The sequence below is a fragment of the Paenibacillus oryzae genome, assembly GCF_001675045.1.
GTDB lineage: Bacteria > Bacillota > Bacilli > Paenibacillales > Paenibacillaceae > Pristimantibacillus > Pristimantibacillus oryzae.
Genome location: NZ_LYPA01000027.1, coordinates 57785 through 82223 on the forward strand (window position 1 = coordinate 57785; position 24439 = coordinate 82223).

19 protein-coding genes are annotated in these 24439 nt (G+C 51.0%); 2 read left to right on the plus strand and 17 right to left on the minus strand.

What is annotated here, in order from left to right:
• Positions 1-78 precede the first annotated feature (78 nt).
• Positions 79-483 carry a DUF1573 domain-containing protein gene (locus A7K91_RS02725; protein ID WP_068679417.1) on the plus strand — a complete coding sequence of 135 codons (405 nt, stop codon included), beginning with the start codon at positions 79-81 and terminating at the stop codon, positions 481-483.
• 118 nt (positions 484-601) lie between these two features.
• Here A7K91_RS02725 and pssA read toward each other — a convergent pair whose 3' ends face one another.
• The 17 genes from pssA to A7K91_RS02815 form a co-directional block, all read right to left on the minus strand.
• Positions 602-1345, minus strand: a complete 744-nt coding sequence (pssA, locus tag A7K91_RS02730) for a CDP-diacylglycerol--serine O-phosphatidyltransferase (RefSeq protein ID WP_068679419.1) — start codon at positions 1343-1345, stop codon at positions 602-604.
• Positions 1346-1432: 87 nt separating this feature from the next.
• Entirely contained in the window at positions 1433-2509 is a 1077-nt protein-coding gene (disA, locus tag A7K91_RS02735) for a DNA integrity scanning diadenylate cyclase DisA (RefSeq protein WP_068679421.1), read from the minus strand.
• Between the two features lie 9 nt (positions 2510-2518).
• Positions 2519-3886 (minus strand): DNA repair protein RadA, encoded by a 1368-nt coding sequence (radA, locus tag A7K91_RS02740; protein ID WP_068679423.1) that lies wholly within the window; start codon positions 3884-3886, stop codon positions 2519-2521.
• Between the two features lie 808 nt (positions 3887-4694).
• On the minus strand, positions 4695-7154 hold the full coding sequence (gene clpC, locus A7K91_RS02750) for an ATP-dependent protease ATP-binding subunit ClpC (protein WP_068679427.1): 2460 nt from the start codon (positions 7152-7154) through the stop codon (positions 4695-4697).
• A complete protein-coding gene (mcsB, locus tag A7K91_RS02755) occupies positions 7151-8236 on the minus strand; it encodes a protein-arginine kinase McsB (RefSeq protein WP_082967191.1) in 1086 nt (361 codons plus the stop codon). Before mcsB ends, clpC begins: the two co-directional genes overlap by 4 nt.
• A 27-nt stretch (positions 8237-8263) precedes the next feature.
• The gene (gene mcsA, locus A7K91_RS02760; protein ID WP_068679429.1) at positions 8264-8794 is read right to left on the minus strand and encodes a protein-arginine kinase activator protein McsA; all 531 of its coding nucleotides are present in this window, start codon (positions 8792-8794) and stop codon (positions 8264-8266) included.
• Between the two features lie 25 nt (positions 8795-8819).
• On the minus strand, positions 8820-9281 hold the full coding sequence (locus A7K91_RS02765; protein ID WP_068679431.1) for a CtsR family transcriptional regulator: 462 nt from the start codon (positions 9279-9281) through the stop codon (positions 8820-8822).
• 248 nt (positions 9282-9529) lie between these two features.
• A complete protein-coding gene (locus A7K91_RS02770; protein WP_068679433.1) occupies positions 9530-10939 on the minus strand; it encodes a sensor histidine kinase in 1410 nt (469 codons plus the stop codon).
• The gene (locus A7K91_RS02775) at positions 10936-11613 is read right to left on the minus strand and encodes a response regulator transcription factor (RefSeq protein ID WP_068679435.1); all 678 of its coding nucleotides are present in this window, start codon (positions 11611-11613) and stop codon (positions 10936-10938) included. The genes A7K91_RS02770 and A7K91_RS02775 overlap by 4 nt, the downstream gene beginning before the upstream one ends.
• Before the next feature lie 55 nt (positions 11614-11668).
• The gene (locus A7K91_RS02780) at positions 11669-12646 is read right to left on the minus strand and encodes a FecCD family ABC transporter permease (RefSeq protein ID WP_068679437.1); all 978 of its coding nucleotides are present in this window, start codon (positions 12644-12646) and stop codon (positions 11669-11671) included.
• A gap of 19 nt (positions 12647-12665) precedes the next feature.
• On the minus strand, positions 12666-13634 hold the full coding sequence (gene isdE, locus A7K91_RS02785; RefSeq protein WP_068679438.1) for a heme ABC transporter substrate-binding protein IsdE: 969 nt from the start codon (positions 13632-13634) through the stop codon (positions 12666-12668).
• Positions 13635-13665: 31 nt separating this feature from the next.
• Complete coding sequence (gene isdC / locus A7K91_RS02790) at positions 13666-14718, minus strand: heme uptake protein IsdC (protein WP_068679440.1); 1053 nt, start codon at positions 14716-14718, stop codon at positions 13666-13668.
• 256 nt (positions 14719-14974) lie between these two features.
• The gene (isdG, locus tag A7K91_RS02795; protein WP_068679442.1) at positions 14975-15310 is read right to left on the minus strand and encodes a heme oxygenase; all 336 of its coding nucleotides are present in this window, start codon (positions 15308-15310) and stop codon (positions 14975-14977) included.
• A gap of 61 nt (positions 15311-15371) precedes the next feature.
• Positions 15372-16370 (minus strand): FecCD family ABC transporter permease, encoded by a 999-nt coding sequence (locus A7K91_RS02800; RefSeq protein ID WP_068679444.1) that lies wholly within the window; start codon positions 16368-16370, stop codon positions 15372-15374.
• On the minus strand, positions 16367-17359 hold the full coding sequence (locus A7K91_RS02805) for an ABC transporter substrate-binding protein (RefSeq protein ID WP_245697182.1): 993 nt from the start codon (positions 17357-17359) through the stop codon (positions 16367-16369). The genes A7K91_RS02800 and A7K91_RS02805 overlap by 4 nt, the downstream gene beginning before the upstream one ends.
• A gap of 267 nt (positions 17360-17626) precedes the next feature.
• Positions 17627-21091, minus strand: a complete 3465-nt coding sequence (locus tag A7K91_RS02810) for an NEAT domain-containing protein (protein WP_068679446.1) — start codon at positions 21089-21091, stop codon at positions 17627-17629.
• A gap of 158 nt (positions 21092-21249) precedes the next feature.
• Positions 21250-21669 carry an NEAT domain-containing protein gene (locus A7K91_RS02815; protein ID WP_068679448.1) on the minus strand — a complete coding sequence of 140 codons (420 nt, stop codon included), beginning with the start codon at positions 21667-21669 and terminating at the stop codon, positions 21250-21252.
• Positions 21670-22117: 448 nt separating this feature from the next.
• Between A7K91_RS02815 and A7K91_RS02820 the strand changes: the two genes are divergently transcribed.
• A complete protein-coding gene (locus A7K91_RS02820; protein WP_068679450.1) occupies positions 22118-24370 on the plus strand; it encodes an S-layer homology domain-containing protein in 2253 nt (750 codons plus the stop codon).
• The last annotated feature ends 69 nt before the right edge of the window (positions 24371-24439 follow it).

The following is a 24439-nucleotide window of genomic DNA, read 5'->3' on the forward strand; positions in this document are numbered from 1 at the left end:
TAACGGCATGTGGAAATAACGCCAGAGGAAGATTATAATAAGTAAAAGATAACTTCTTCGCGAAGGCGGGTGATTGAAGTGGAATCTACAAATACTCCTACTCTGGAGCAGTTCCAGCAGCAAGTATCGGAGCTTCTCCTCAGACATCGCAGCTTGCTGGACGTCATGTCCAAGTTCGGACAATCCGGCGCATCCGTAAACCGTGCCGTAACCAAAGCCGTGACGGATTGCGGATGTATTGAGCTGAATGCAAGAAAACAGCACTATTCGGACAAGCCGGATTTAGAAACCGCAAAAGAAACGCTGCAAAGCCATCTGTCGGGCTCCCTATGCGAGCATTGCAACGAGGCATTGAAAACGGAGCTTGGCCGCAATTTGTTCTATATGACGGCTCTATGCAATCTGCTGCAAATCAATTTAAATGAGGTTGTTGCCGAGGAGCACAACAAGTGCTCTACGCTTGGCCTGTTCAACTTGACCTGAGTAAACGAGAATTGGAACCAAAACGGAATTGAAACAAAAAGCGAAACTGAAACCAAAAAAAGACTGCCTGGTCTGCGGAAATCCCGCAGACCAGGCAGTCCAACAGAAAAACCGGCCATCAGGCCGGTTTTTCGTTATTGACCTTCTCTTCCGCTTCCTTCTCTAAAGCACGGCGCTTGCGCGACTTGGGAAGACGGCGGTCAACGTTTTTTTTTAAGCCGTAAAGCGCGTAAAGCAGCAACGGAACAAACAAAATTTTGGACAGCTGATTTTCGAACAGGAGCCCCAGCACAACGGATACCACTACAATGATGGGAACAACCCATACTGCGCTGCGGGGAATGCCCACCTTCTTGAAGTTGGGATATCGGATCGTACTGACCATAAGGAATGAAAGCAGCAGCATGCTGCCAAGCAGCACGGACAATGGAATATCGTCTTTAAACAGAGCAAGCGTAGCCAATACGCCGCCGGCCGCAGGAATCGGCAAACCAATAAAATAACCGGGAGAGCTGGCAACAACATTAAACCTGGCCAGCCTAAGCGCTCCGCAAATCGGAAAAATAGCCGTTGTTGTCCATGCAAGAGCATGATTCAAATCTTGAAAAGCAACGACGTACATAATAAAAGCCGGCGCCACACCAAAGGAAATGACGTCAGATAAGGAATCTAATTCTTTGCCAAACTCGCTTTGCGCGTTTAGCGCTCGCGCCACACGTCCGTCAACCCCGTCCAGCAGCATTGCAACCAGAACCATCATAGCCGCCATTCCAGGATTATCATTAAAAACCAGAATAATGGCAATAACACCCAAAAACAAATTGCCAACCGTGAGAAGGCTCGGTATCGATTTTGCAATCATCTGTTCCACCTCTTCTCTACTATGCCCAAACCGTGCCTTAACCGCACCGCCTAAAGTTTGACACACATTCAATCCATTGTAGGAGATTTAAATTTGCCTGTCAATGAACATCTGCTCTTGAATCCGCTTCAAGCCATCCTTTATCGCCCTTGCCCGAACCTCTCCAATGCCATCTACCTCATCCAGCTCTTCGATCGTCGCCATCAAAATACGCGGAAGATGCTGAAACCGTTCCACGAGATTATTCATAATGACCAGCGGCAAACGCGGTATTTTCCCAAGCAGACGATAACCTCTTGGCGATACCGATTCCTCCGCCACATTATGCCCTTGTGGGTAGCCCAGCAGTCGAACAATCGGCGCACCGTCCAGTTGTTCGTCGGAGCTCAGCTTTTTCAGACCCGCGCGTATTTCCTTAATCTTGTCGTCACTGTTATCCTTGGCATAATCCTTGATCAAATACCAGGCGTCCTCTTCAACGCCTCCTACCAGCTCATCCATCTGCATGCTGATCAGGCGGCCTTCGGTTCCAAGCTCGTTGATGTACCGGTTAATTTCCGTTTTGACCCGAAGCACCATCTCCAGCCGTTGAATAACATGCGCGACCTCTTGTAAGGTAACCAGTTCTTCAAACTCCAGCGCCGACAGGTTTGTCAGCGATTGAGAAAGCACCGCCTTATATTTCTCAAGCGTCTGGATCGCCTGATTGGCTTTTGTAAGGATAACGCCGATATCCTTAAGCGAATACCTCAAATTACCTTGGTATAACGTAATGACATTCCGCCGCTGGGAAATAGATACAACCAGCTTGCCGGTTTGCTTAGCCACGCGCTCTGCCGTTCTATGACGAATGCCGGTTTCAATGGACGGAATCGTACTGTTGGGAATCAGCTGCGTATTGGCGTACAAAATGCGCCGCATGTCCTCGCTCATAATGATGGCGCCGTCCATTTTGGCCAGCTCATATAAATAATTGGAGGAAAAGTCGCAGTTAATGGAAAAACCTCCGTCTACTACCTCCATAACCTCTGGACTGTACCCCACTACAATAAGCGCGCCGGTTTTGGCTCTGAGCACATTTTCCAGCCCTTCCCGAAAGGGGGTCCCTGGCGCTACTAGCTGCAAAAGCTGATTCATGACTTCCTGCTGAGTCTGTTCCTTCATCTGTGCCCCCTATCCAAGCGCTGCTTTAAGTGCTTCCGATACTGTATTAACACCAATTACTTCTATACCTTGGGGCGTTTTCCACCCCTTCAGGCTTTTCTCCGGCATAATTACCCTTTTGAAACCAAGCTTCTCCGCTTCCTTGACGCGTTGCTCCGCACGGGAGACCGCTCTTACCTCGCCTGTCAGGCCAACCTCTCCAAAAATAACGTCATACGGCTTTGTTGGAGCATCGCGAAAGCTGGAAGCCAGACTTACAGCAGCAGCCAAATCCACCGCCGGTTCATCCAGCTTTACTCCGCCCGCTACATTCAAATAGGCGTCTTGTGTTTGGAGAAACATCCCGTTGCGCTTCTCCAGCACCGCAATAATAAGCGCCATCCGATGATGATCGATTCCCGTGGACATTCGCCGGGGGGAAGGAAAATGAGTCGTAGCCACAAGCGCCTGAAGCTCCACAAGCACAGGACGAGTTCCTTCCATGCTGGCGACAACCGTGGAGCCGGATACGCCGAGCGGCCGCTCCGACAGAAACAGCTCCGACGGGTTCGACACCTCGCGCAGCCCGTCCTCCGTCATTTCGAATATGCCAATTTCGTTCGTGGAGCCAAAGCGGTTTTTGACGGCCCGAAGCAGCCGGTACGTATGATGACGCTCTCCCTCAAAATAAAGGACGCAATCCACCATATGCTCCAGCAGACGCGGTCCCGCAATAGCGCCTTCCTTGGTGACGTGTCCAACAAGCACCGTGGCTACGCCCTTGATTTTGGCCGTGCGCATAAAATGAGCGGTGCATTCCCTGACCTGGGAAACAGAGCCAGGCGCCGACTCCACGCGGGGGTCGTACACGGTTTGAATGGAGTCAATAACGAGAAATTGCGGATTGACAGATTCTATCGCATCATTAATATGCTCCATATTGGTTTCACACAGCACAAAGAGGTTTTCCGAAAGCGCTCCCAGCCGATCTGCCCGCAGCTTGGTCTGCCTGACGGATTCCTCGCCTGAAATATACAGCACCCTCAGTCCTTTGCTCGCCAGCGCATGCGAGGTTTGCAGCAGGAGCGTCGACTTGCCGATGCCGGGGTCGCCGCCTACCAAAATAAGAGAGCCTGGCACCACCCCGCCGCCAAGCACACGATTAAGCTCCACCATCCTCGTTTCAATACGAGGCTCCTGCCCGCTCTCTATATGTATGATGGATTGGGCTTTTTCTTTCGTATGGATTCCCGATAAGCCAACTCCCTTGGTCTTAACGACGGTTTCCTTTTCCTCCACCATCGTATTCCAGGCGTTGCAGCCGGGGCATTTTCCCATCCATTTGGGTGATTCAGCGCCACAATCGGTGCACACAAACTTCAATTTTATTTTGGCCATTCCGAACTCCTTCAGAAGGATCTTCTCATGTTTCTCATTAGTTTACCTTGAGTTTACCATCATATGCCCGATGTAGAAAGGCTTAACGCTCACAAATTTCCTTGTCAAATTTCACACAAAACGGGCAATCCCTTGTTATTCATGGGAATGCGGGAATTTATTTAATGCTTCTTCTTATAAAAAATATTTTTTAAATGATACTTTTATCCACTTTTTCCGTTCTTATTATAAGATACCCATATGCAGGAAGCACATTCAAAAAGGAGATGCCTATGAAAAAACCAGCTTCTATTCTGGTTTTCGCCTTATTGTTAACAACAATCCAAGGGCGATCTTGTAAAGGCGCCTCTTGTTCAGAATTGGATTACAGGCGGTGTTGACCCCGGCTCCTATTCCAAGGGAATAACTTATCAATTTCTGGATAAGGAAGGTCAAGCTCTCGAGAAGCTTGAAATCTATTACCGCAACAACGATTTTCCGGCAGAGCTTTTGGCTCCTTATCCGCCCGCGCTGCTCCATGACGCCATTTCGGACAAGTGGTTCCTGTATGAGCCCGAGGATGCCATCGATCAACTTTTTAACATGGCTTTAGAGCAAGGGTTCTGGGTCCAAATCAGCAGCCCGTAGAATTCCATCAAAAACAGATAGAATATTTATTCAGTCATTCCGTAATGCATCATACGTCAATAAAAAAGCAAGCTTCAGGAATGCGGGGTAATGACCGCTTTCCGAAGCTTGCTTTTTGTTGAGCACAGACTTTAATCTGAACAGGAACAGCCTTCCGGCGCTCCATGCTTTCCTTCTTTACTTATTGACCGGCTGGCTGCTCCTGCGCCGGGTCGTGAATCGTTTTGGTAACAATCAGGGCGCCGTCCTTTTCATCAATGACAAAGGTGTCTCCTTTTTGTATCAGGCCCATCAGCAAATCCTCGGACAAACGGTCCTCGATGTGCTTCTGGATGGCTCTGCGCAATGGACGCGCTCCATATTGCGGATCGTAACCCTCTTTAGCCAGGAACGACTTGGCCGCATCCGTCAGCGTAAACTCAACCTGCTGCTCGCGCAGGCGCTTGCGCAGCTCGTCGGACATAAGCGTAACGATTTGAGCGATATGCTCTTCGCCCAGCGAATGGAACACAATCGTTTCGTCGATCCGGTTCAGGAACTCCGGACGGAAGCTCTTTTTCAGCTCGGCCATTACTTTGTCCTTCATCATGCTGAAGTCGCGGCCTGCATCCTGCACCGCCGTAAAGCCAAGCGAGGAATTTTTCTTGATTTGATCGGCGCCAACGTTGGACGTCATAATGATCAGCGTATTGCGGAAATCGACCACGCGGCCTTTGGAATCCGTCAGGCGGCCGTCCTCCAGCACCTGAAGCAAAATGTTGAATACTTCAGGATGCGCTTTTTCGATTTCATCCAGCAATACGACGGAATACGGCTTGCGGCGAACCTTCTCGGTCAGCTGGCCGCCTTCCTCATAACCCACATACCCTGGAGGCGCTCCAACCAATCTGGAGGTGGAGTGCTTCTCCATATATTCGGACATGTCGATGCGGATGACCGCATTTTCGTCGCCAAACATGGACTCAGCCAGCGCTCTTGCCAGCTCCGTCTTGCCGACCCCGGTTGGACCAAGGAAGATAAACGAGCCGATAGGACGTTTCGGGTCCTTGAGACCCGCTCTGGCCCGACGAATCGCGCGCGAAACGGATTTAACGGCTTCCTCCTGGCCAATAACGCGATCATGCAGGATGTCTTCCATCTTCAGCAGGCGTTCCGTTTCCTCTTCCGCCAGCTTGCTGACCGGTATGCCGGTCCAGCTTGCCACAACCTGGGCAATATCCTCCGGCGTCACCTCGGAATCGGTACGGCCTTGCTTTTCTTTCCACTGATTTTTGGTTACGTCAAGCTCCTCGCGGATTTTTTGCTCCGTGTCGCGCAGCGCTGCCGCTTTTTCGAATTCCTGGCTTTGAACAGCCGCGTCCTTCTCCTTGCGGATATCGTCCAGACGGTTCTCAAGCTGCTTCAGGTTTGGCGGTACAGTGTAGGAGTTCAGCCTTACCTTGGAGCTGGCTTCGTCAATCAGGTCGATGGCTTTATCGGGCAAGAACCGGTCCGTAATATAACGATCGGACAGCTTTACAGCTTGCTCGATGGATTCGTCGGTAATTTTGACGCGGTGATGCGCCTCGTAACGATCACGCAGTCCGTGCAGGATCTGGATGGCCTCCTCAACAGAAGGCTGATCAACCGTAATCGGCTGGAAACGGCGCTCAAGCGCGGCGTCCTTTTCAATGTATTTGCGGTATTCATCCAGCGTTGTCGCGCCGATGCATTGCAGCTCGCCGCGGGCAAGCGAAGGCTTGAGAATATTGGAGGCGTCAATTGCGCCCTCCGCGCCGCCTGCTCCGATCAGCGTATGCAGCTCGTCAATGAACAAAATAATATTTCCCGCCTGGCGGATTTCGTCCATAATCTTTTTCAGGCGATCTTCGAATTCGCCCCGGTATTTGGTGCCCGCTACAACAGAGCCCATATCCAGCGTCATAACGCGTTTGTCGCGCAGCGTTTCCGGAATTTCATTGGCGATAATTTTTTGGGCAAGGCCTTCGGCAATTGCCGTTTTTCCAACGCCGGGTTCCCCGATAAGCACCGGGTTATTTTTGGTCCGGCGGCTAAGCACCTGAATAACGCGTTCAATTTCCTTGCCGCGGCCAATAACAGGGTCCAGATTGCCCTCCTTGGCATAGGCGGTCAAGTCGCGAGCCAATCCGTCCAGCGTAGGCGTGCTCACGTTAGCCTGAGCGCCATGATTGCTGGATACCGCTTCGCTGCTTCCAAGCAGCTGCAAAACCTGCTGGCGAGCCTTGTTCAGGCTGATGCCAAGGTTGTTAAGCACACGAGCCGCTACACCTTCGCCTTCGCGAATAAGGCCAAGCAGAATATGCTCTGTGCCAACGTAGGTATGGCCAAGCTTTCTGGCTTCATCCATGGAAAGCTCGATAACTTTTTTGGCGCGAGGCGTATAAGCGATGTTGTTAGGCTGCTCCTGGCCGCGTCCAATCAGCGCCTCCACTTCATCCTGAATTTTTTCAAGTCCCAGTCCCAGACCGGTCAAGGCTTTGGCGGCAATGCCTTCGCCTTCACGAATAAGTCCCAACAGTATATGCTCCGTGCCGATATTGTTATGGCCAAGACGAACCGCTTCCTCCTGAGCCAATGCCAGCACCTTCTGCGCTCGTTCCGTAAATCGTCCAAACATCATTGTTCCGCACCCCCAAGATTCGTTTGACTACCTAATTTCTCCCTGATTAAATCTGCTCTCCGGCAATCCCTTTGCTCGGCGCTCATCTTTTCATTAAACGTCTGTTGAAGGAAGCCGGGCTGCGTCATCACCAGCAGCTCATTCATTACCTGCGGCGTTATATGGGGCAATATACCCAAATCCGCGCCTAATCTAACATCGGACAACCGCTGAGCCGCTTCCTTGGAATCCATAATAAGCGCATGCGACAAAATGCCGTAGGAGCGTCTTACCCGATCCTCAACCCGCACTCGGGATTCCTCCAGCAGCCGCTTGCGCGCCGCTCGTTCATGCTCCACAATTTGCTTGGCTACTCCGTGCAGATTGTCGATAATTTCTTCCTCGGAAAGCCCGAGCGTAATTTGATTGGAGATTTGAAACAGGTTGCCCAATGCTTCGCTGCCCTCTCCGTAAAGCCCCCGAACCGCCAGCCCCACCTGGGTAACGGCGGACAGGATACGGTTAATCTGCTGCGTCAGCACAAGCGCGGGCAAATGCATCATGACCGATGCCCGGATGCCTGTTCCTACATTAGTAGGACATGTCGTCAAATATCCCCGCTTTTCATCAAACGCATAATCCGCGACTTCCTCGAATTTATCATCAATGCCGTTTGCCAGCGCCCAAGCCTCGGCAATTTGAAAGCCGGGATACAGACATTGAATGCGCAAATGGTCTTCTTCGTTAATCATTATGCTTACTGCTTCGTTATCGCTCAGCATGACGGCTCCGCCGCGCGATTCATTGGCAAGCGCCGGACTGATCAGATGCTTCTCTACCAGCACCCTTTTGTCAAGCTCGCTGAGATCGGAAAGCAGGATAGTATCAAATTTGCCTATATCGTTAAGCTGCCCCTCTTCGTTGACAGCCGTCAGCTGCTTCTGAACCTCGATAGCCTGCTGCCCTGTCGCCAGGAGCGGGAACGGCTGATGTCTCAGATTGCGGGCCAGCCGTACCCTGCTGCTGATTACGACATCGCAATCGGGGCCGGTGTCGCGCATCCAATCGCTAAGCGCATCACGCGAAAATCTGTGCTTGCTCACCAGACTCACTCCTTCCTATCTTCACCCTTATTGCTCCGACAGCTTTTTCTCCAGTTCCCGGATACGATCCCGCAAACCGGCTGCATCCTCAAATTCCTCTTGCTGAATATGGCCATGCATTTCCCGGCGCAGCTTCTCGATTTCCCGTTTGCACTGAATCTGTCCGCCTGTCCGTTTTGGAACCTTCCCGCTATGCATTGTGCTGCTGTGTACACGCTTGAGAAGAGGGTCCAGACGTTCATTAAACGCCTCGTAACATGAGCTGCAGCCAAATCGTCCAATCTTGCTGAACTGTGCGTAGGTCATGCCGCACTCCTCGCAGCGAATTGGCGCTAGCGGCGCATTTCCTATTGCTGGCTGACCCGAAATTCCTGCTGCTCCAAAATCCAGCAGTCCGGACAAAAGGCTATGGATGGAGAACCCTCCGGGGGAACCCGGGATACCCTCGCCTTTTTCACGGGCACAGGATTCGCAAATGTGAAATTCCGTCTTTTCGCCGTTAATGATTTTTTGAAAATGTAAACTTGCCGGCCTTTGGCCGCATTCCTGACAAATCAACGTTAGCCCCTCCCTTCCGCCGGTCCTATTTGACCAGCAACGAAATGAGCATGGACGTCAGCAATCTGGCTCTCATCTCATCACGGGCAGGCAGCATAAGCGCTATCGTGTCCCTGTGAATGGCTGCGCGCAGCATATTGGCCTCGCGCTTCGAGACGATTCCCGCTTCCTCCAGCTGATAAATCAGCCCTTCCGCGGCAGCCTGATCGACGCTGTGTCCAATGGTGCCCTCAAAATGCTGCTGAAGACTCTTGAATGCCGGAAGATCCACTCGCTGAATCCGAATGTATCCGCCGCCGCCCCGCTTACTCTCAACCATGTAGCCCTTCTCCAAAGTAAATCTCGTGCTGATTACATAGTTGATTTGCGACGGCACGCAGGAGAACCGATCCGCCAGCTCATTGCGTTGAATCTCAACAGCGCCTTCCTCGCTTCCATCAAGCAACTGCTTCAAATAATGTTCAATGAGGTCGGAAATGTTACGCAAATCACCAGCCTCCCATTGACTTTGACTTTCTTTGACTTTAATTTTATTATACGCAAAACAAAGCCGAGGTCAAGTGCCTTCGTTTAAATTTTCTGACGATTCCGCACTGCCTCCCAAATGCCCGTCAGCACTCTCAAAAAGTGCGATTCCATGCCAAAAAAGCGCACCGCTTTTCCACTTAGGTTGGTGCGCTGCATACAAAAATATACCTCTGGCCTTTATTTTCCTGGATCATCGGCCCGCTTCCTTTAGCTATTGGACGATCGTCCGGTTGTCTTATTTATTTTGGGCAGCCGCACCAAAAACGCCGTTCCTTTCCCAACGCTGCTCTGCACCTTGATCTCGCCGCCATGCAGCTTGATTATTTCCCAAACGATGGATAGCCCAAGCCCCGTGCTGCCCGCACCTCTCTGCCTTGCGCCGTCTCCGCGATAAAACCGGTCAAAAATATAAGGCAGCTGCTCCTCCGGAATGCCGTTCCCATTATCGGAAATATGAACGCTGGTCCAGCCGTTCTCCTCATAAGCCTTGACTTCGATAGAGCGGCCTTCCGCTATATGCTTCACCGCGTTGGACAGCAGATTGGACCAAACCTGCATAAGCAGCACCTCATCCCCGAAGACATTAAGGTCCGCAGGTATCTGCATCCGAACCGCAAGCCCTTTTTCAGTCAGCTGCCAGTCCAGCAATTTGAGGCTTTGCCTGAGCTGGGTTTTTACGGAGAATAGAGTTTTGGCAATAGCCTGCTTGTCATGATCCAGCTTGGACAGCAAAAGAAGCTGTCTGCTGAGAGCCGTCAAATGACGCGCCTCCTGACCGATGATGCCGGCATAATACAGCCGTTGCTCATGATCAAGCTCATCCTGCAGCAGCGTATCCGCAAAGCCCTGTATGGAAGCGAGAGGCGAATGGATTTCATGCGAGACGTTGGCGACAAATTCCTTCCTCGCTTTGTCCGATCGCTCCAGTTGACTGCTCATGATTTGAAAATGGGAAGCAAGCTGCCCTATTTCATCCTTCCGCCTGGTAGGAAGCCGGAGGTTAAAGTCGCCTTGGGCGATTCTTTTGGTCGCCTCTGTCAAAAAAGTAATCGGCTGCACCAGATAGCGGGTGCTAAGCAGAAAATAAGGAATACTGAACAGAATCGACAATACCAGAATCATGGCAAAAAAGACCCGCAGCTCGCCAAATTGCAACGAAACATCCGGCCGTAAAAATAACGCATATCTTTTGTCGCCAGCCTCAAGCGGCAGCCCTACCGAATTTTCCAGGCTATTTCTAAAATACCCCGTTATAAGGAGATGGCTCGGAAAGCCGGCCACCCCATGATACTGCCCGCCCTCCAGCACCTCATCCACAACGGCTTGCGGTAATTCCGGCCTCCGAAAAGCTCCTCCATAAAATGTCCCCGTTCCATCCTCGCCGTATAAATAGAGCTGATAACCCAAATCCGCGGCATTTTGCAAATAGGACTGGAGCAGCTCGGGATTGCGCTGGACAAATTCGCGTATATGCCCTGCGATGCCGGATAGCTTGACGTCATTGTAGGGCTTGAGCTTCCAGTGATAATACATATTGGAGACTACAAACCCCAGCAGACTGCTGAGCGTAATGGTATAAATCGTAATAACGAATACGCGAAAATAAAGCGACCTCATGCCGTGCTTACCTCAAACTTGTAGCCGATGCCCCTTACGGTCTGGATGGCAAAGCTCCAGGCATTTTCAGAAAACCGTTTTCTGAGGCGTTTGATATGTACGTCCACCGTCCGCTCATCGCCTTCATAGCCAAGTCCCCACACAAGGCGGATCAGCTCCACGCGCGAGAAGAGTCGGCCGGGATATTGGGCCAGCTGCGCCAGCAGCTCAAATTCCTTTAGCGGCAAAAAAAACACCTCGTCGCCAGCCTGCACCTCATAGTTTTTCCGGTCGATTATGATGCCCGACAGCTTGATCTGGTCGCTGGAGACAAGGGAGTACCGGCGAAACAAAGCCTTGATTCGAAACAGCAGCTCCGGCAATTCAAACGGCTTTGTGATGTAGTCATCCGTTCCGCTCAGGTACCCTTGCTCCTTGTCGCTAAGCTGATCTCGCGCCGTCAGCATAATAACCGGAATGTCAAAATGCTTGCGCACATATTGGCAAAGACGATATCCGTCAACCTCTGGCATCATAACATCCATAATAGCCAAATCAACAGCATTCCCATCCAGCAAACTCATCGCCTGTCGGCCATTTTCGGCTTCCAGCACCCGAAAGCCCTCTTGGACCATATAATGGCCAAGCAGCGCTCTGTAATTGGCATCATCATCCGTAATCAACACCTGTTTCATGAATAACTCCCCCTCCCTGCATCCTTTTGGGCAACATGTCAATCCGTCATTAACGTCAGCTCTTGCGATCGCTCCGCTTCAGCATATAGATGAGAAACGGCCCGCCAATAATCGTCATAATAATAGAAGCCGGAATTTCAACCGGGGCCAAAAGCGTACGTCCCAGCGTATCGGCAACCAGTATCAGGAGTGCTCCCCCAAGCGCGGAAAAAGGCAGCAAATACCGAAAGTCGGCTCCCAGCAGCAGCCTCCCGATATGCGGCACGAGCAGGCCGACAAACATAATCAAGCCGCCCACCGCAGTTGCAACCGAAGCCAGCAATACCGCAACAGCGGATAAAATCAACCTTGTTCGCAGCACTCTCATGCCCAGGCTTTTCGCCGTTTCGTCCCGAAAGGCCAGCATATTGCACCAGCGGCCAAGTGGCATCGCAAGCAGAAGACCTATACCGCCGAAGATGCCCAAAAGCTGAACGTCGTCCCAGGTTTTCATGGTGAAAATAGATGAAACCGCCTGATTGACGCTTGTCACCGCATAGCTGCCGCGATAGTTAAACGACTGCCCCAAGCCCGTAAAGGTAGCGTTGATGGCTACACCGACCAAAATGAGTCGAAGCGGACTCAGCCCCGATTTCCATGACAACGAATAAACCAAATAACAGGCTAACGCTCCGCCCAGCACCGATAATAGCGGCGACCAGAAATATAAAGCCGGGAACAGAGTCACAACGGTTAACGATACCAGTCCCGCTCCCGACGAAACGCCGATAATTCCCGGCTCCGCAAGCGGATTTTTCATAACGGCCTGCAATAATGCGCCGGATACGGAAAGCGCCGCTCCCGCCAGCATAGAAACGATGATGCGGGGAAAGCGCAAATCCTTGACAATCTGCGCCTGCTCGCTAAAGCCGCTGAAAAGGCTTTGCGCCAGCTCCAGCAGTCCAATCTTCAGGCTTCCAGTCGCAGCGGAATAAAGCGCAGCTGCGATTAACAGCAGCATCGTGCAGCCTAACACGATTATGGGCCTTGCCATCTGTCACAATCCTTTCGCATTACGGATACAGCATTGGCAGCAGCGCATTCATCGCTTCGCCTGCCGCCAAATTACCGGTCGTCCCGAACAGCGCTTCCTCCAGATCGTAGACCCGGCCGTTCTGGACCGCTTTGAAGTGCTTCCATATATCGTTCTTTTTAAATTCCGCGTCAAACATTTTGACGACTTCCTCCGGCATGCCATGAGCTGCCCGCAAAATGACATCAGGGTTCGACTGATGCAAATATTCGGTATTGGAGGCCAAAAATTCAACCGATTCTCCCTGCACAATGTTTACGCCGCCCATCAGTCTCACCAGATCGCCAATGTAGGAATGCTCGGTTGCGACCAAATAACTCCCGGGAACGCCCATCAAAATAAGCACGGTCGGTTTTTCCTTGCCCTCCGTTGCGGCATTGATTTGCTCCAGCTTGGCATCGTATTGCTCCACGATAGCTTCCGCCCGGTTTTTCCGGTCATATTTTTCTCCCAGCTTCAAAATCTCGGCTTTCATTTGTTCGATGCTGGTCAGATTCATAAAGGTAGCTTCAATCCCCGCGTTTTCGAAGGCCGGCTCCAGCTCATATTGCAACGTTGTCACGGACAACACATCGGTTGGCGCCAATGACTTGACGATTTCCATATCCGGACTCATCGGATTGCCTACCTTGGCAACATCGTTGTATCGTTCCGGCAGCGTTTTTACGCTTTTGGGAATTCCAACCAGATCAAGCTCCAGCAAATCCATGATTTGCGTAATCGCAACCGTGGTGGCCACGATGCGATGCTCGCTCCCTGCTTCTCCTCCTGCTTGCTGATTCCCGCTGGCCTGTGAACCTTCGCTTTGCTGCTCTTGGGCTGCTTCCGGGGATACCGCTGGCTTTCCCTCGCGTTCCGTTGCAGAATTGGTCCCGCAGGCTGATAGCAGCAGTACCACAAGAACCAATAGCCATGCCATTCCCGATTTCCAGCTATTAAAAGGCTTCATTGTTTCCTCCTGTACCACATAGGCATAGCTTTTACTCCGCCTGCCGTTTTTTCATCCTTTTAAAGTACAGAATCCCGAAGGCCGCAAGAAGGATTGCCGCAGACAGAATCCACAAAAGGGGGGCATAATCCGATGCGGCTTTCTCCTTGTCCAGTGGGGCTGCCGTCAAGCTTCTCTCTTCTCCATTACCCGATAAAAGGCCGCTTTCAACTACGCTCTCGTTCACCTCTTCTTCTGATGAAGCCTGCCCTTCAGACGGCGTATCCGCACCGCCTGCAAGCGCCGGCCCGTCTTCTCCTCCGTGATCGTTCCCTTCCCCGGATTTCGGGAAATCCGCCTTTGAGCCTTCACTTTGAGACGTCTGCGCCGCTGCTGTTGCTGAAGGTACGGAAGACGCTGCTGTTGCTGAAGGTACGGAAGACGCTGCCGCTGTTTGGCCTGGTTCTGCCGATGCAGAAGCAGGCGGTTCCTTGGAGCCGGATGGCTTCGTTGTAACGGAAGGCTCCTCGTTTTTGACTGGAGGGGACGTTGGAACTGCGGTTGAAACAGCGTTTGGAGCTGCGCTTGCAGTAGCTGTTGCCTCAGCTGCCGTCTTCGCAGGCGCCACGGCAGCATTCGCCCCCTTGATCAGCTTGAAGCTGTCCTCTTGAAATACGATGCGTATCGTATAATCGTGATCGTAATCGATTTCTTCAACAGTTACGTGAATTTTGGATACGATTGGTTTGCTGATATCATCACTGCCAAATTCAACAAGGCGGGTATCCTTGCTTTTGCTGCTGGATACAACACGAGTATCGGCATACCCCCCTCCGGAAGGCACTTTAAACTCCGTTACCCAAGCACTATGATTAATAGTGAGGCGAATGTTGGCTTTGCCTCCGCTCATCGTTACCGTAGCCGGTTTTTCCCAATAATCATTTGCCATGGACACGGAGTCATCCTCCGCTTTTAGTACCAGGTAATCAGCTGTATATGTACCGTCGGCCAATTGACTTGCCGCCTGTGCCTGCGCCGGTTTAATCAGCAGAGTAAATGCAAGCACGAACAGTCCAAACCACTTCAGCGTATGAATTAGCTTCAATGCTTTTCCTTCCTTTCAATCAACAGATTGTATCAGAATCTAGTTAACTCAACGCTATTATTTGATAACGATTATTATTATCAACTACAAGATTAACAATATAAAATCCACTATGTCAATACCTATTTTCCCTGATTATCCCTTTAAGGGGCACACAGCTCACGAACCCCGCAATAAGCTTAACGGGCCTCAAGGCAACTACCGCATCCCCGAAAGCCCGTTTTAGATATTGTTCAAATAGCCCCTTCTCGTACTTCTATGCGTTCTGGGCTTCCACTGTTTCCTGCAGGGGTTGGCGAACAACCTTTACATCATAAAATACAATTTTGTTAGAAATAATGTAGTCCGGCTTTTCCCGGTGGGAATGAGATTCGCGGAAGGCCTCGCTGCGAGTCCAGCCCTGGAAGCTTTCCTTGCTGGCCCAGCGAGTGACAACCGACACCTCATCATACTCCTTCGTATTTTCGGTCAGAAGCACCTCAAGTCCAAGAAATCCTTCCATCCCTTCCACTTTCCCAGCCTTGTTGAAACGCTCGATTAACTTCTCGCCATTGCCCTTTGTGATTTGAGATACATTTGTTACAATTACCATTTTGTTTTCCTCCTCGATTTTGATTGGTATCGGAATAATGACGGGGTAACTTCCATTGCCATTACCGGATCAGCTTCCTTTTTTTAAGCAAAACAAGAAAAACGGGAGCCCCTACGCAAGCCAGCAAAATCCCCGCCGGCAGCTCGAGCGGATCAAACCAGCTTCTGGCCATCGTGTCCGCCAGTACCATCAGCACTCCGCCACCCGCAATGGAAAAGGGCAGCAAATAACGGTAATCCTCGCCAATAGCCAGCCGCAGCGCATGGGGAACCAGCAGACCTACAAAGCCGACAAGCCCGGCGACGCTGACGGCCGTGCCCGCAAGTAGAGCCGCCAACACGATAATGAGGAATCGTTGCCGCTCCACATGCTGCCCCAACGATTGGGCGGATTGGTCCCCCAACATAAGCAAATTGGAGGCTTTGGCCGCAAAAGGCGTCAGCAGCAAACCAATTGCCGCATAGGGCAGCATAAAGGCCAGATGGGGCCAACTTCGGCCGCTTAGCCCGCCCGCCAACCATGGAATAACGCTTTGGATGCGGTCGGTATGAAGCACCATGATGCCGTTCATGACAGCTCCCAGCAACGCATTGACTGCAATTCCCGCCAGCACGATTTTGACCGGAGAGCTGCCTCCGTCCCATGCCAGCAAATAGATAAGCAAAGCGGAGATCAGAGCGCCCCCGAAGGCAAACGCCGGAAGCAGGTAGGAGAATTGCGGGAAAAGCACAAGCGCAATGACGGCTGCCAATCCGCCCCCCGCTGACACGCCGATAATGCCGGGATCTGCCAGCGGATTGCGCATTACGCCTTGAAGCAGCGTACCCGAAGCCGCGAGGCAGGCACCTGCCAGCAGCCCCACCAGCACTCTGGGCAAGCGTAGGTTCCAAATAATCGTGTGATAGGCTTCATCCCCGCTTCCGTTAAGCGCCTTAATGATTTCCGGCAGCGGTATAAAAACCGAGCCGCTGGCTACTCCATAAAGGGATACGATAAGAATGGCCGGTACCGCAAAAATGGCAAGCCACCGTCTTTTGTTATTCCGGGATTTTACGCTCATGGCTCCAGCAGCTCCTGCAGTAACGCAATGGCATCAAGCACTCGCGTTCCGGGATTGGTGCCGAACAAAGCGGCCGGAAGCACATGAATGCGTCCTTCCCGAACGGCGCTTAAGGAATTCCAGGCGGGGCTGCCCTCCATCTCCCGCACGAAACCTTTTTCGACCTCTTCTGAGCTGCCGTGTGTCATGATCAGAATAACATCGGGGTTGGACTGCACAACCCGTTCTGTATTCAGCTGGGCGTATTGGGGGAAGTTTTGCATAGCTTGAAACTCTCCGGCAACATTGACGCCTCCCGCTTTTGTCAATATGTCGCCGCTAAGCGAATTCGGGAGCGCGGCAAGATAGGTTCCAGGAGCACCGTATACAAGCAATACTCTCGTTTCTCCAGCCGGTTTTTTTGCGCTCTTTGCCAAACCGTTCTCTATGTCCCCCATCAGCTCCACAGCCCGCTCCTCCTTGCCCAGCAAACGGCCTATCAGCCCGATTTGGTTCAGGATATCCTCAACGGAATTGGCATGCGTCAGCACAACCTTCGCTCCGATGCTCTCCAACAACGGAACATCCTTGAGATTAAGCGGATCATTGCCAAGCAGAACATCCGGCTTGAGCACCGCGATTTTCTCCAGATCAACCGTATGGGTAGAGCCTACTTTGGCGGCCGATCCCGCTTTTTCGTTCAACAAGGAGTCGTCGGTATCCGGCCTGCCTACAACCTCTCCGCCTAACGCGTAGACAATATCCACCTCTCCGCTGCCAAGCGCAACGATTCGTTCTGGCGTTTTGTCAAAAAAAACGCTGCGGCCGGCGAAGTCGGTTATATCGATGCTTTCAACAAGATCAGCGGCTTCAGCACTTCCAGCTATTCCGGCATTTTCAACATGTTTGACGCCATCGGTTGCCGCCGATGCCCCGCAGCCTGCAGTTATCCCTATTACGCTGACAATTGCTATAAGCAAGCTTACGCCGCGTCCTATAAAAAACTTCACTAGTAAGCCCCCAAGCATGGTGATTGATGTCGCTGCTTTCAAAACGGATGCGTTCATTAAAACGGATGCGTTCATTAATGTCGTTCAAGCCGTTTAATTGATATTGATTATCACTACAGATTCCATTGTACTATTCAAATATGAACGGCGTGTGAATAGCACATTACAATTTTTCATTCTTCAATACGCCATGGACCAAAAATAAAAACCCCGAGCCACCGTCAGGCAGCCCGGAGTTGCAAGGACAAACATCGTGCATTTCGTGCATCAGGCTTTGGTGAAACGGTCCACCAGACGCATGATCAAGGCTAAGGCTTGCGCCCGGGTTGCCGTTGCATGGGGGTCAAAGATATTGCCTTCTTTGCCCTCGATCAGGCCGGCCTTGACGGCTGCCGCCACTTCCTTCTGCGCCCATGCCGGGATTTGGTCGCCGTCGATAAATGTCACGGCATCTGCTTCATCCAGCTTCAAATCTGCCGCTCTTGCGATCATAACGGCAAGCTGCGCTCTGGACAGACTGCCGGCAGAGCGGAATGTTCCGTCCTCGAAGCCGCCGATCAGCCCTGCTGCCACGGCGCGTGTCACATGGGGCTTTGCCCATGCCGGAATGCCGTCTAGGTCATTGAAGGATAAAGGATCGCCTTCTCCTTCCAATTGCAACGCTCGGCTCAGCATAACGGCAAATTCGCCGCGTGTAACTACCTTTTCCGGGCGGAAATTGCCGTCCTGATAGCCGGTTACAATACCCAGCTTCACTGCGCGGTCAATGCTCTCTTTTGCCCAGTGCGAAGCAGTGTCGGAGAACTCCGCGGTTGGTATCGTTGGCGTTCCTGGATTTGCACCCGGGTTTGTTCCCGAATTTGTTTCAGGCGTTGTTTCTTCTTTGCCATCGGTTTTTTTATCGTCCTCGTCTTTGCCGCCAGGCGTTGTTCCGCTATCCGCGCTTCCCGGGTTTTCCAAGCTTGGCGGTCCAACTGTGCCGCCGCCTATAACACCCGAATCGCCTGCATTATACGCCAAAGCTTCATTAAATAAGAAGTCGATATCATAATCATAATGATAATTAATCGAATCCCAATCCACTTTTACCCACGCTCTCAGCTTTTGCGACAAATTAGATAAAGTAAAGGTAACTACCCGTGTATTTTTTGCTGCATCTCTGGAAGTGACGGAACCGCTGGAGCCGCCAATTGTCAGGCCTGTTATTTCGTTGCTTCGCTGTACGGTGAAGGAAACCGCCTTGCTTCCGCCGGAAACCTTTACAAGCGCGGGACTAACAAAATAATCATTTGCCACTGAAGTCTGGGCAGTATCCTTCTTCAATATTTGGAATGGAACATAATAGGTGCCGTCTGCCGGATACACTGGCCCAACCGGCGTGACTGGAGGATTAGTTCCAGGGTCAGTCGTGCCGGGGTTTGTTGTGCCAGGATCGGGATTCCCCCCCGTAATCGGCGGTACAACAGCTGCGTTAAAGGCTTGCACGGCTTGACGCAATGTCGCGAGCGCAAAGTCAGTTGCCTCCTGCGTTCCGTTTGCATTGACAGCCTCTTGGGAAGCCGAGGCTATTGCAGCTCTGTATGCGGTTATCGCTGCGGCAGGGTATTGACCAGGCTCTGTCCCTGCTTGTGCTGAGCGCAGCTTGGTGTTCCCGGCATTGATTTCGGCGGACAATGCCGCATTATCTACACCGTTCCAATTGATCCGGATATCATGAGTGCGCTCATAATTGGCTGCGGGAATGGAAACCTGCAGCTTGGCATCAAGCAAGCCGCTTGGGCTAATGCTTTTCAGCAACACGGTGCGGGAGTTACCAGCCGTATCTTCCGACAATACCTGAGGCGAAACATAAGCGCCGTCTGCTTGTTTGTATTGGAAAGACTTGATTTGCGAGCTGTTCAAAATAGTGATGATAACGAAATCCGAACCTGTGCCATCCCCGCCAAACAAAGCCGGTTTGCCAAAGTAGGAGTCAGAGCTGGAGAATGCGCTATCCGTTGCATGAGCAATGGTATAGTGTCTTGTTTCGTTTTTCGTTGTCAAAAATTCGCCTACGGCTGTGCCAAGATTGGTAGAAGCCTGCTCGATCGACGGAAGCGTCGCTGACAGTTGTTGTCCCGCAGCTTTGGCTTCGACAATCGCTTGCTGCAGTTTCGCAAGAGCATCTCCATCCCCATTTTGATTTCCGTTAATCAACCCTTCCGCCAAGACAACATCCTTATTCAGGTTATCTAGCAGCTTGCCGTTCATGCTTAAATAAACGGATTGGGTAACGGTTGGTTCGGCCTTCGTTGCATAATTCAAATGAATAATTCCGCTAACAGATTGACTCGCGCTCATGCTTGGACTGAGTATCAATTGAAGAGAATATTTGTCTGCTCCTTTATCGATACCTGTCTCCAAGGGGATTTGCCTTAAGCCGACAAACGCAGTTGTTCCGTTGAGAGCCGGGCGGTAATAGCCGAGAGCAGCTGTCTCCAAGTCATCTTTGCCTTTATTCAGCGTAACATTCACATGCGTGTGTTTAGATTCATTCGTGAAAACGGAGACCGCTTCCTCAAACAGATCACGGTGAACAGATTCCTCAGCATCTGCAGCTAGCGAATCCAGCACGATCAGTTTGGCGTCGCTTTCGTAAATGCGATTCCTTTCGATTTCAGCCAATGCATTCAGCAATGCGCTTCTGCTCGCATCAACCTCTGCCTGTGTAGCCTGCGCATTATCATACACGGTTTGACTATTGAGTAATTCAGTATCCAGTGAAATGGCATACCCCACAATATGTCCCGCTTGATAAACACCGTTTGATACGACATAGGAAAGTGTCGGCTTCAGGGTGTTTGCTTGATTAAGTACATTAAGCAAGGCGGATTTATCGATATGAACGAGTTGTTCGTTGAAATAATCGATCATTCCAAGCAACTCGTTATAAGCTTTGTTAATTTGCTCCCCATCAGCTTGCTCATCGGCAAGAAGAGCTTCTGCTTTTTCTATCACGTACAACAAGGAAGATCTTGCCCCAGGCAGGTATGCTCCCTCCCAATTTCCGTCTACGGAGTCTCTATGGAGCAAGCGGGCTTGCTCAACCTTGTCGATTAGCGACTCGCGAGTGGCATCGGTGCCGGCAGGCCCTTCATCAAGCGGGACAAATGGAAGATTGCTGACATCAATGGCTATTTGCGCTCTGTACCAATTGTTGTAACCAAATTCTATCCACGTATCATTTCCCGGATTGTAGATGTAGGTATCCTTTACAACGATATGCATCAATACATCCTGATTCACTCTGACATCTTCAATAGCAAACTCGACGGTTCCATAATAATTTTCAACCTGGGTATCCGGCATTCCCACGCCTCGTTTGGTCATACCAGGCAAAACTTCAATTACAGCAGCTTCATCGTATTGCGACACAGCCTCCGCATTTTCTCCTGCTGGAGTTCCATCCGACTTCAAGCTGCCCCAATAGTGGAACCAATCATAGTTAATGAATTTGACTTGCAGCTTGTACTTGCCGTCTTGGGCAATCAGTTTTCCGATTTTTGAATCCAGGTAACCCTCTGCTACAGAATAGGAGTTTGTTCCATTTTTCAAAATTCTGAAGTCTACCGAATATTCTCCGTCCCGCACCTTGGACGCGGATGCCGTTTCGGCCCCATACACCGGAGCGGCAGATACAAAGAGCATGCACGCAAGCAAAAATGCAAGATAACGTTTCATTGATTTTTTCAACCCTTTTCTCTCCTAGCATTATTTTTTTGTGAAGAAAATCATTTGCTACTTTCCCGCACAAGCGACAGGCAGATCGATATTAACCGACCTGCCTGTCGCTTCTACAGTAAAGGAAAGCTTTTCAGTCTTACATAAGGCAGCTGTTCAAGCCCTAAGCTTTAGAGCCATTTGATTTGAATATCATAGGTTTCGTTGTAAAGCCCGAAGACAGAAACCGCAATTTTAGCTTTTGTATTCACTGAAAAATCGTCAACCGGGAACGTAAAGTTGATTACGCCGCCCGATGTGGAGCCGGAATACGTCGTGTACGTGGAGCCGCCGTCATTGGAAATGCTCAGCGAATTGATGTTGAACAGGAAGGAGGTGTTAAAGCCCAAAGTAACCGTTGTGCCATCATCTGCCACAGAAGCCGGCGTTACCGCATAGTCATTTGCTCTGGAATTGACCTCAGGGTTGTCGGCGCGTACAATCCGGTAGTCCTTGGAGGTTGCTGCAAAGGCAGAACCCGCCATCATCACAAGAGAAAGCACTAAAGTCAGAATCAGAACAGGCAATGTTTTTTTGATCGAAACGTTCATGGAATCATGTCTCCTTCACAATGTTTTGATATTCGTTATCCGTTATCTTTTATCCGTAAACCCGCATTTCCCTCAGATGCTCCTTATCCCGCCTTATCACAGACAGGACTCATCCCTCCTTTGCTATAGCAATGTAACAAGCGACAAACCACAGAATGAAACTAGCTCAAGATAATGATAATCATTATCGACAAAGGTGCAAAAAAAATTTCTGTGGCTAAAGCTGGCTGCACCGGTATACAGGCCATGCTTTACAAAACAGAAAAGTCCGGCACGTGTACGGCGTCCGTGACAATTCCCATTGTACAAGGTGAATATGAACAACGTATGAACAGAAGATTACAAAAAAAATGTTGATTCACCAGCTCTCGGAAAACTCCACTTCAGATTCATTTAAGAAAACGTTTCTATACTGAATGCATACTACAAAAAAGGATGTGCAAGCCTTATGTTTAAACGCTCAACCTCTCTGCTGCTTGCCGTGGCCATGAGCTGGTCATGTCTCGCATTTACGACTTCCGCAAGCGCGGCAAGCAGCGCCGAAACAGCAATCAAGCTATCAGACAGCAGCGTTACGGTTAACGGCTCAACCGCTTCAACCGACTCCACTTCGGCCGTATATACCGGAGCGGACATTATCTACTACAAAGCCGGACAAGGCGCAACTTATGGCGAAGGCTCGGCTGCCGATGAGCATCAAGCTAGCGAAGCGGAAGCTCATACCGTCGTTACCATTACAGAGCCGGGTACATATCGCGTGTCGGGAACGCTGACGGCTGGCCAGCTAGCCATCGATCTTGGCGAAGACGCTGCGGATGATCCCACAGCAGTCGTAACCTTGATTCTGGATGGAGCAGACATTACTTCCACGGTCGCTCCCGCCGTTATCTTTTACAACGTCTACGAGCCCTACAGCTCTAGCCAAGATACAGGAGGCGTAACCGATCTGTCCAAGGCAGGCGCTCAGGTCATCCTTGCTGACGGGTCTGTCAATGAAGTAAACGGTTCGTATGTCGCCCGTATTTACAAAGAAGGCACAACCAAAAAGCTCCATAAATACGATGGCGCATTCTATTCCAAAATGTCGATGAACATCAGCGGAGAGTCCGCAGGAACAGGAAAGCTGTACATTACAGCCGAAAACGAAGGACTGGATTCCGAGCTGCATCTGACTTTAAATGGCGGCAGCATCTATATCGAGGCGCAGGACGATGGCATCAATACGAATGAAGATGGCATCTCCGTCACCACTATCAACGGAGGCTATCTCTACGTCAACGCAGGGTTGGGAGCGGAAGGCGACGGCATTGATTCCAACGGCTACCTGACCATAAATGGCGGCACCGTTATTGCCATGTCCAACGAACGCAGTCCTGACGGCGGTATTGACGCTGATGGCGACATTACGCTTAACGGCGGCACCGTCATTGCGCTCGGCACGCGGAATGACGCGACAAGCTCCACTTCCAAGCAGCCTTTCATGGAGCTTATGTTTGCTTCAACGCAATCAGCCGGCAGCGTTATAACGATTGCTGACGCCAACGGCAAGGAACTTCTCAAACATACCGCGGAAAAAGCATTCCAAAGCTTGACCTTCACGTCGTCCGATCTGGCTCTTAATAAGGACTATTCCGTTTATGTAAACGGAGTCCAGCAACAATACAGCGGAAACTCCTTCGGCATGATGGGCGGGGGCGGGTTCCCTGGAGGAGGCGGAGCTTTCCCTGACGGCGCCAGCTTTGGCGGAGAGCGGCCTGAGCGGCCGGCTGGCTGGCAAGGAACGGCACCTTCAGGCGAAGCGCCCGAACCTCCATCCGGTGAAATGCCGCAAATGCCCGATTGGACAACTGCGCCCCAAGAAGGCGGACAGGCCTCCGGAGGAACTGCGGCAACCGAAGAAGGTTCTACCTCCTTCATTCTGACGGAATCGGTGCATAGCTTCTCTGCCGTTACAGATTCCACAGATGCATCAGGCAAGCAAAAAGTAACGTTCAGCATTAACGAAGGGAAAGGCATTTCCAGTGTTTCATCCGGTAAAAGCGTTGCTGTGAGCAGTATTACAGCCAGCACCGATGTTTCGGAACAGGATGTTCAAATTACGATTACCGATGTGCCTTCGGAAAATTACTCGGAATCCGTTCTGTTGTCGGACGGCATGGAGGCGCTCGCCGCCATCTTGCCGGAAGCTGATGGCACGTATCAGCTAACAGTTGCCGTTGTGTCCGGCAACGAGACCTACACGGGGGCAACCCGTCTGCAATTCACTATCGGAGGTTTGTCATTTACGGATGTGAACCCCGGAGACAGCGCTTATGAGGCAATTCAAGCCCTTTATGCCAAAAGCATTATGGTAGGCACAAGCGCAACAACCTTTTCTCCCGACGCGGGATTGTCTCGCGCCGCCGCAGTAACAACGCTGGGTCGACTGCTCGGTGTGGAAACTGAAGAAACGACTTTATTCAGCGATATAGCGAAAAACAGCTGGTACAGCGGTTATGTAGGCTGGGCTGCGGAAGCGGGCCTTGTACAGGGTGACGGAAATGGCCGCTTCCTGCCGAACAACGTCATCACGGTTGACCAAATGAATCTTATACTCTCGCGGTACAGCGAATTGACAGGCAAATCGTTTGACTCCGCCAATGGCGGAAGCAGCAAGCTGACACGCGGAGAATTCGCTATTATGTTGGCTTCCCTCCTATAAGATGCGGCAACACGCAAGCATAGTCGTTAAGTAAAAAAAGAAAAAGCGCGAATCGGGAACGTTAAAGTT

Excerpts from the sequence above, each read along its gene's own strand:
- A7K91_RS02775 (WP_068679435.1), bottom strand. The coding sequence starts at position 11,613 with ATGAAACAGGTGTTGATTACGGATGATGATGCCAATTACAGAGCGCTG.
- radA (WP_068679423.1), bottom strand. The coding sequence starts at position 3,886 with ATGGCCAAAATAAAATTGAAGTTTGTGTGCACCGATTGTGGCGCTGAA.
- A7K91_RS02815 (WP_068679448.1), bottom strand. The coding sequence starts at position 21,669 with ATGAACGTTTCGATCAAAAAAACATTGCCTGTTCTGATTCTGACTTTA.
- A7K91_RS02800 (WP_068679444.1), bottom strand. The coding sequence starts at position 16,370 with ATGAGCGTAAAATCCCGGAATAACAAAAGACGGTGGCTTGCCATTTTT.
- isdG (WP_068679442.1), bottom strand. The coding sequence starts at position 15,310 with ATGGTAATTGTAACAAATGTATCTCAAATCACAAAGGGCAATGGCGAG.
- A7K91_RS02820 (WP_068679450.1), top strand. The coding sequence starts at position 22,118 with ATGTTTAAACGCTCAACCTCTCTGCTGCTTGCCGTGGCCATGAGCTGG.
- isdE (WP_068679438.1), bottom strand. The coding sequence starts at position 13,634 with ATGAAGCCTTTTAATAGCTGGAAATCGGGAATGGCATGGCTATTGGTT.
- clpC (WP_068679427.1), bottom strand. The coding sequence starts at position 7,154 with ATGATGTTTGGACGATTTACGGAACGAGCGCAGAAGGTGCTGGCATTG.
- A7K91_RS02780 (WP_068679437.1), bottom strand. The coding sequence starts at position 12,646 with ATGGCAAGGCCCATAATCGTGTTAGGCTGCACGATGCTGCTGTTAATC.
- A7K91_RS02770 (WP_068679433.1), bottom strand. The coding sequence starts at position 10,939 with ATGAGGTCGCTTTATTTTCGCGTATTCGTTATTACGATTTATACCATT.
- pssA (WP_068679419.1), bottom strand. The coding sequence starts at position 1,345 with ATGATTGCAAAATCGATACCGAGCCTTCTCACGGTTGGCAATTTGTTT.
- disA (WP_068679421.1), bottom strand. The coding sequence starts at position 2,509 with ATGAAGGAACAGACTCAGCAGGAAGTCATGAATCAGCTTTTGCAGCTA.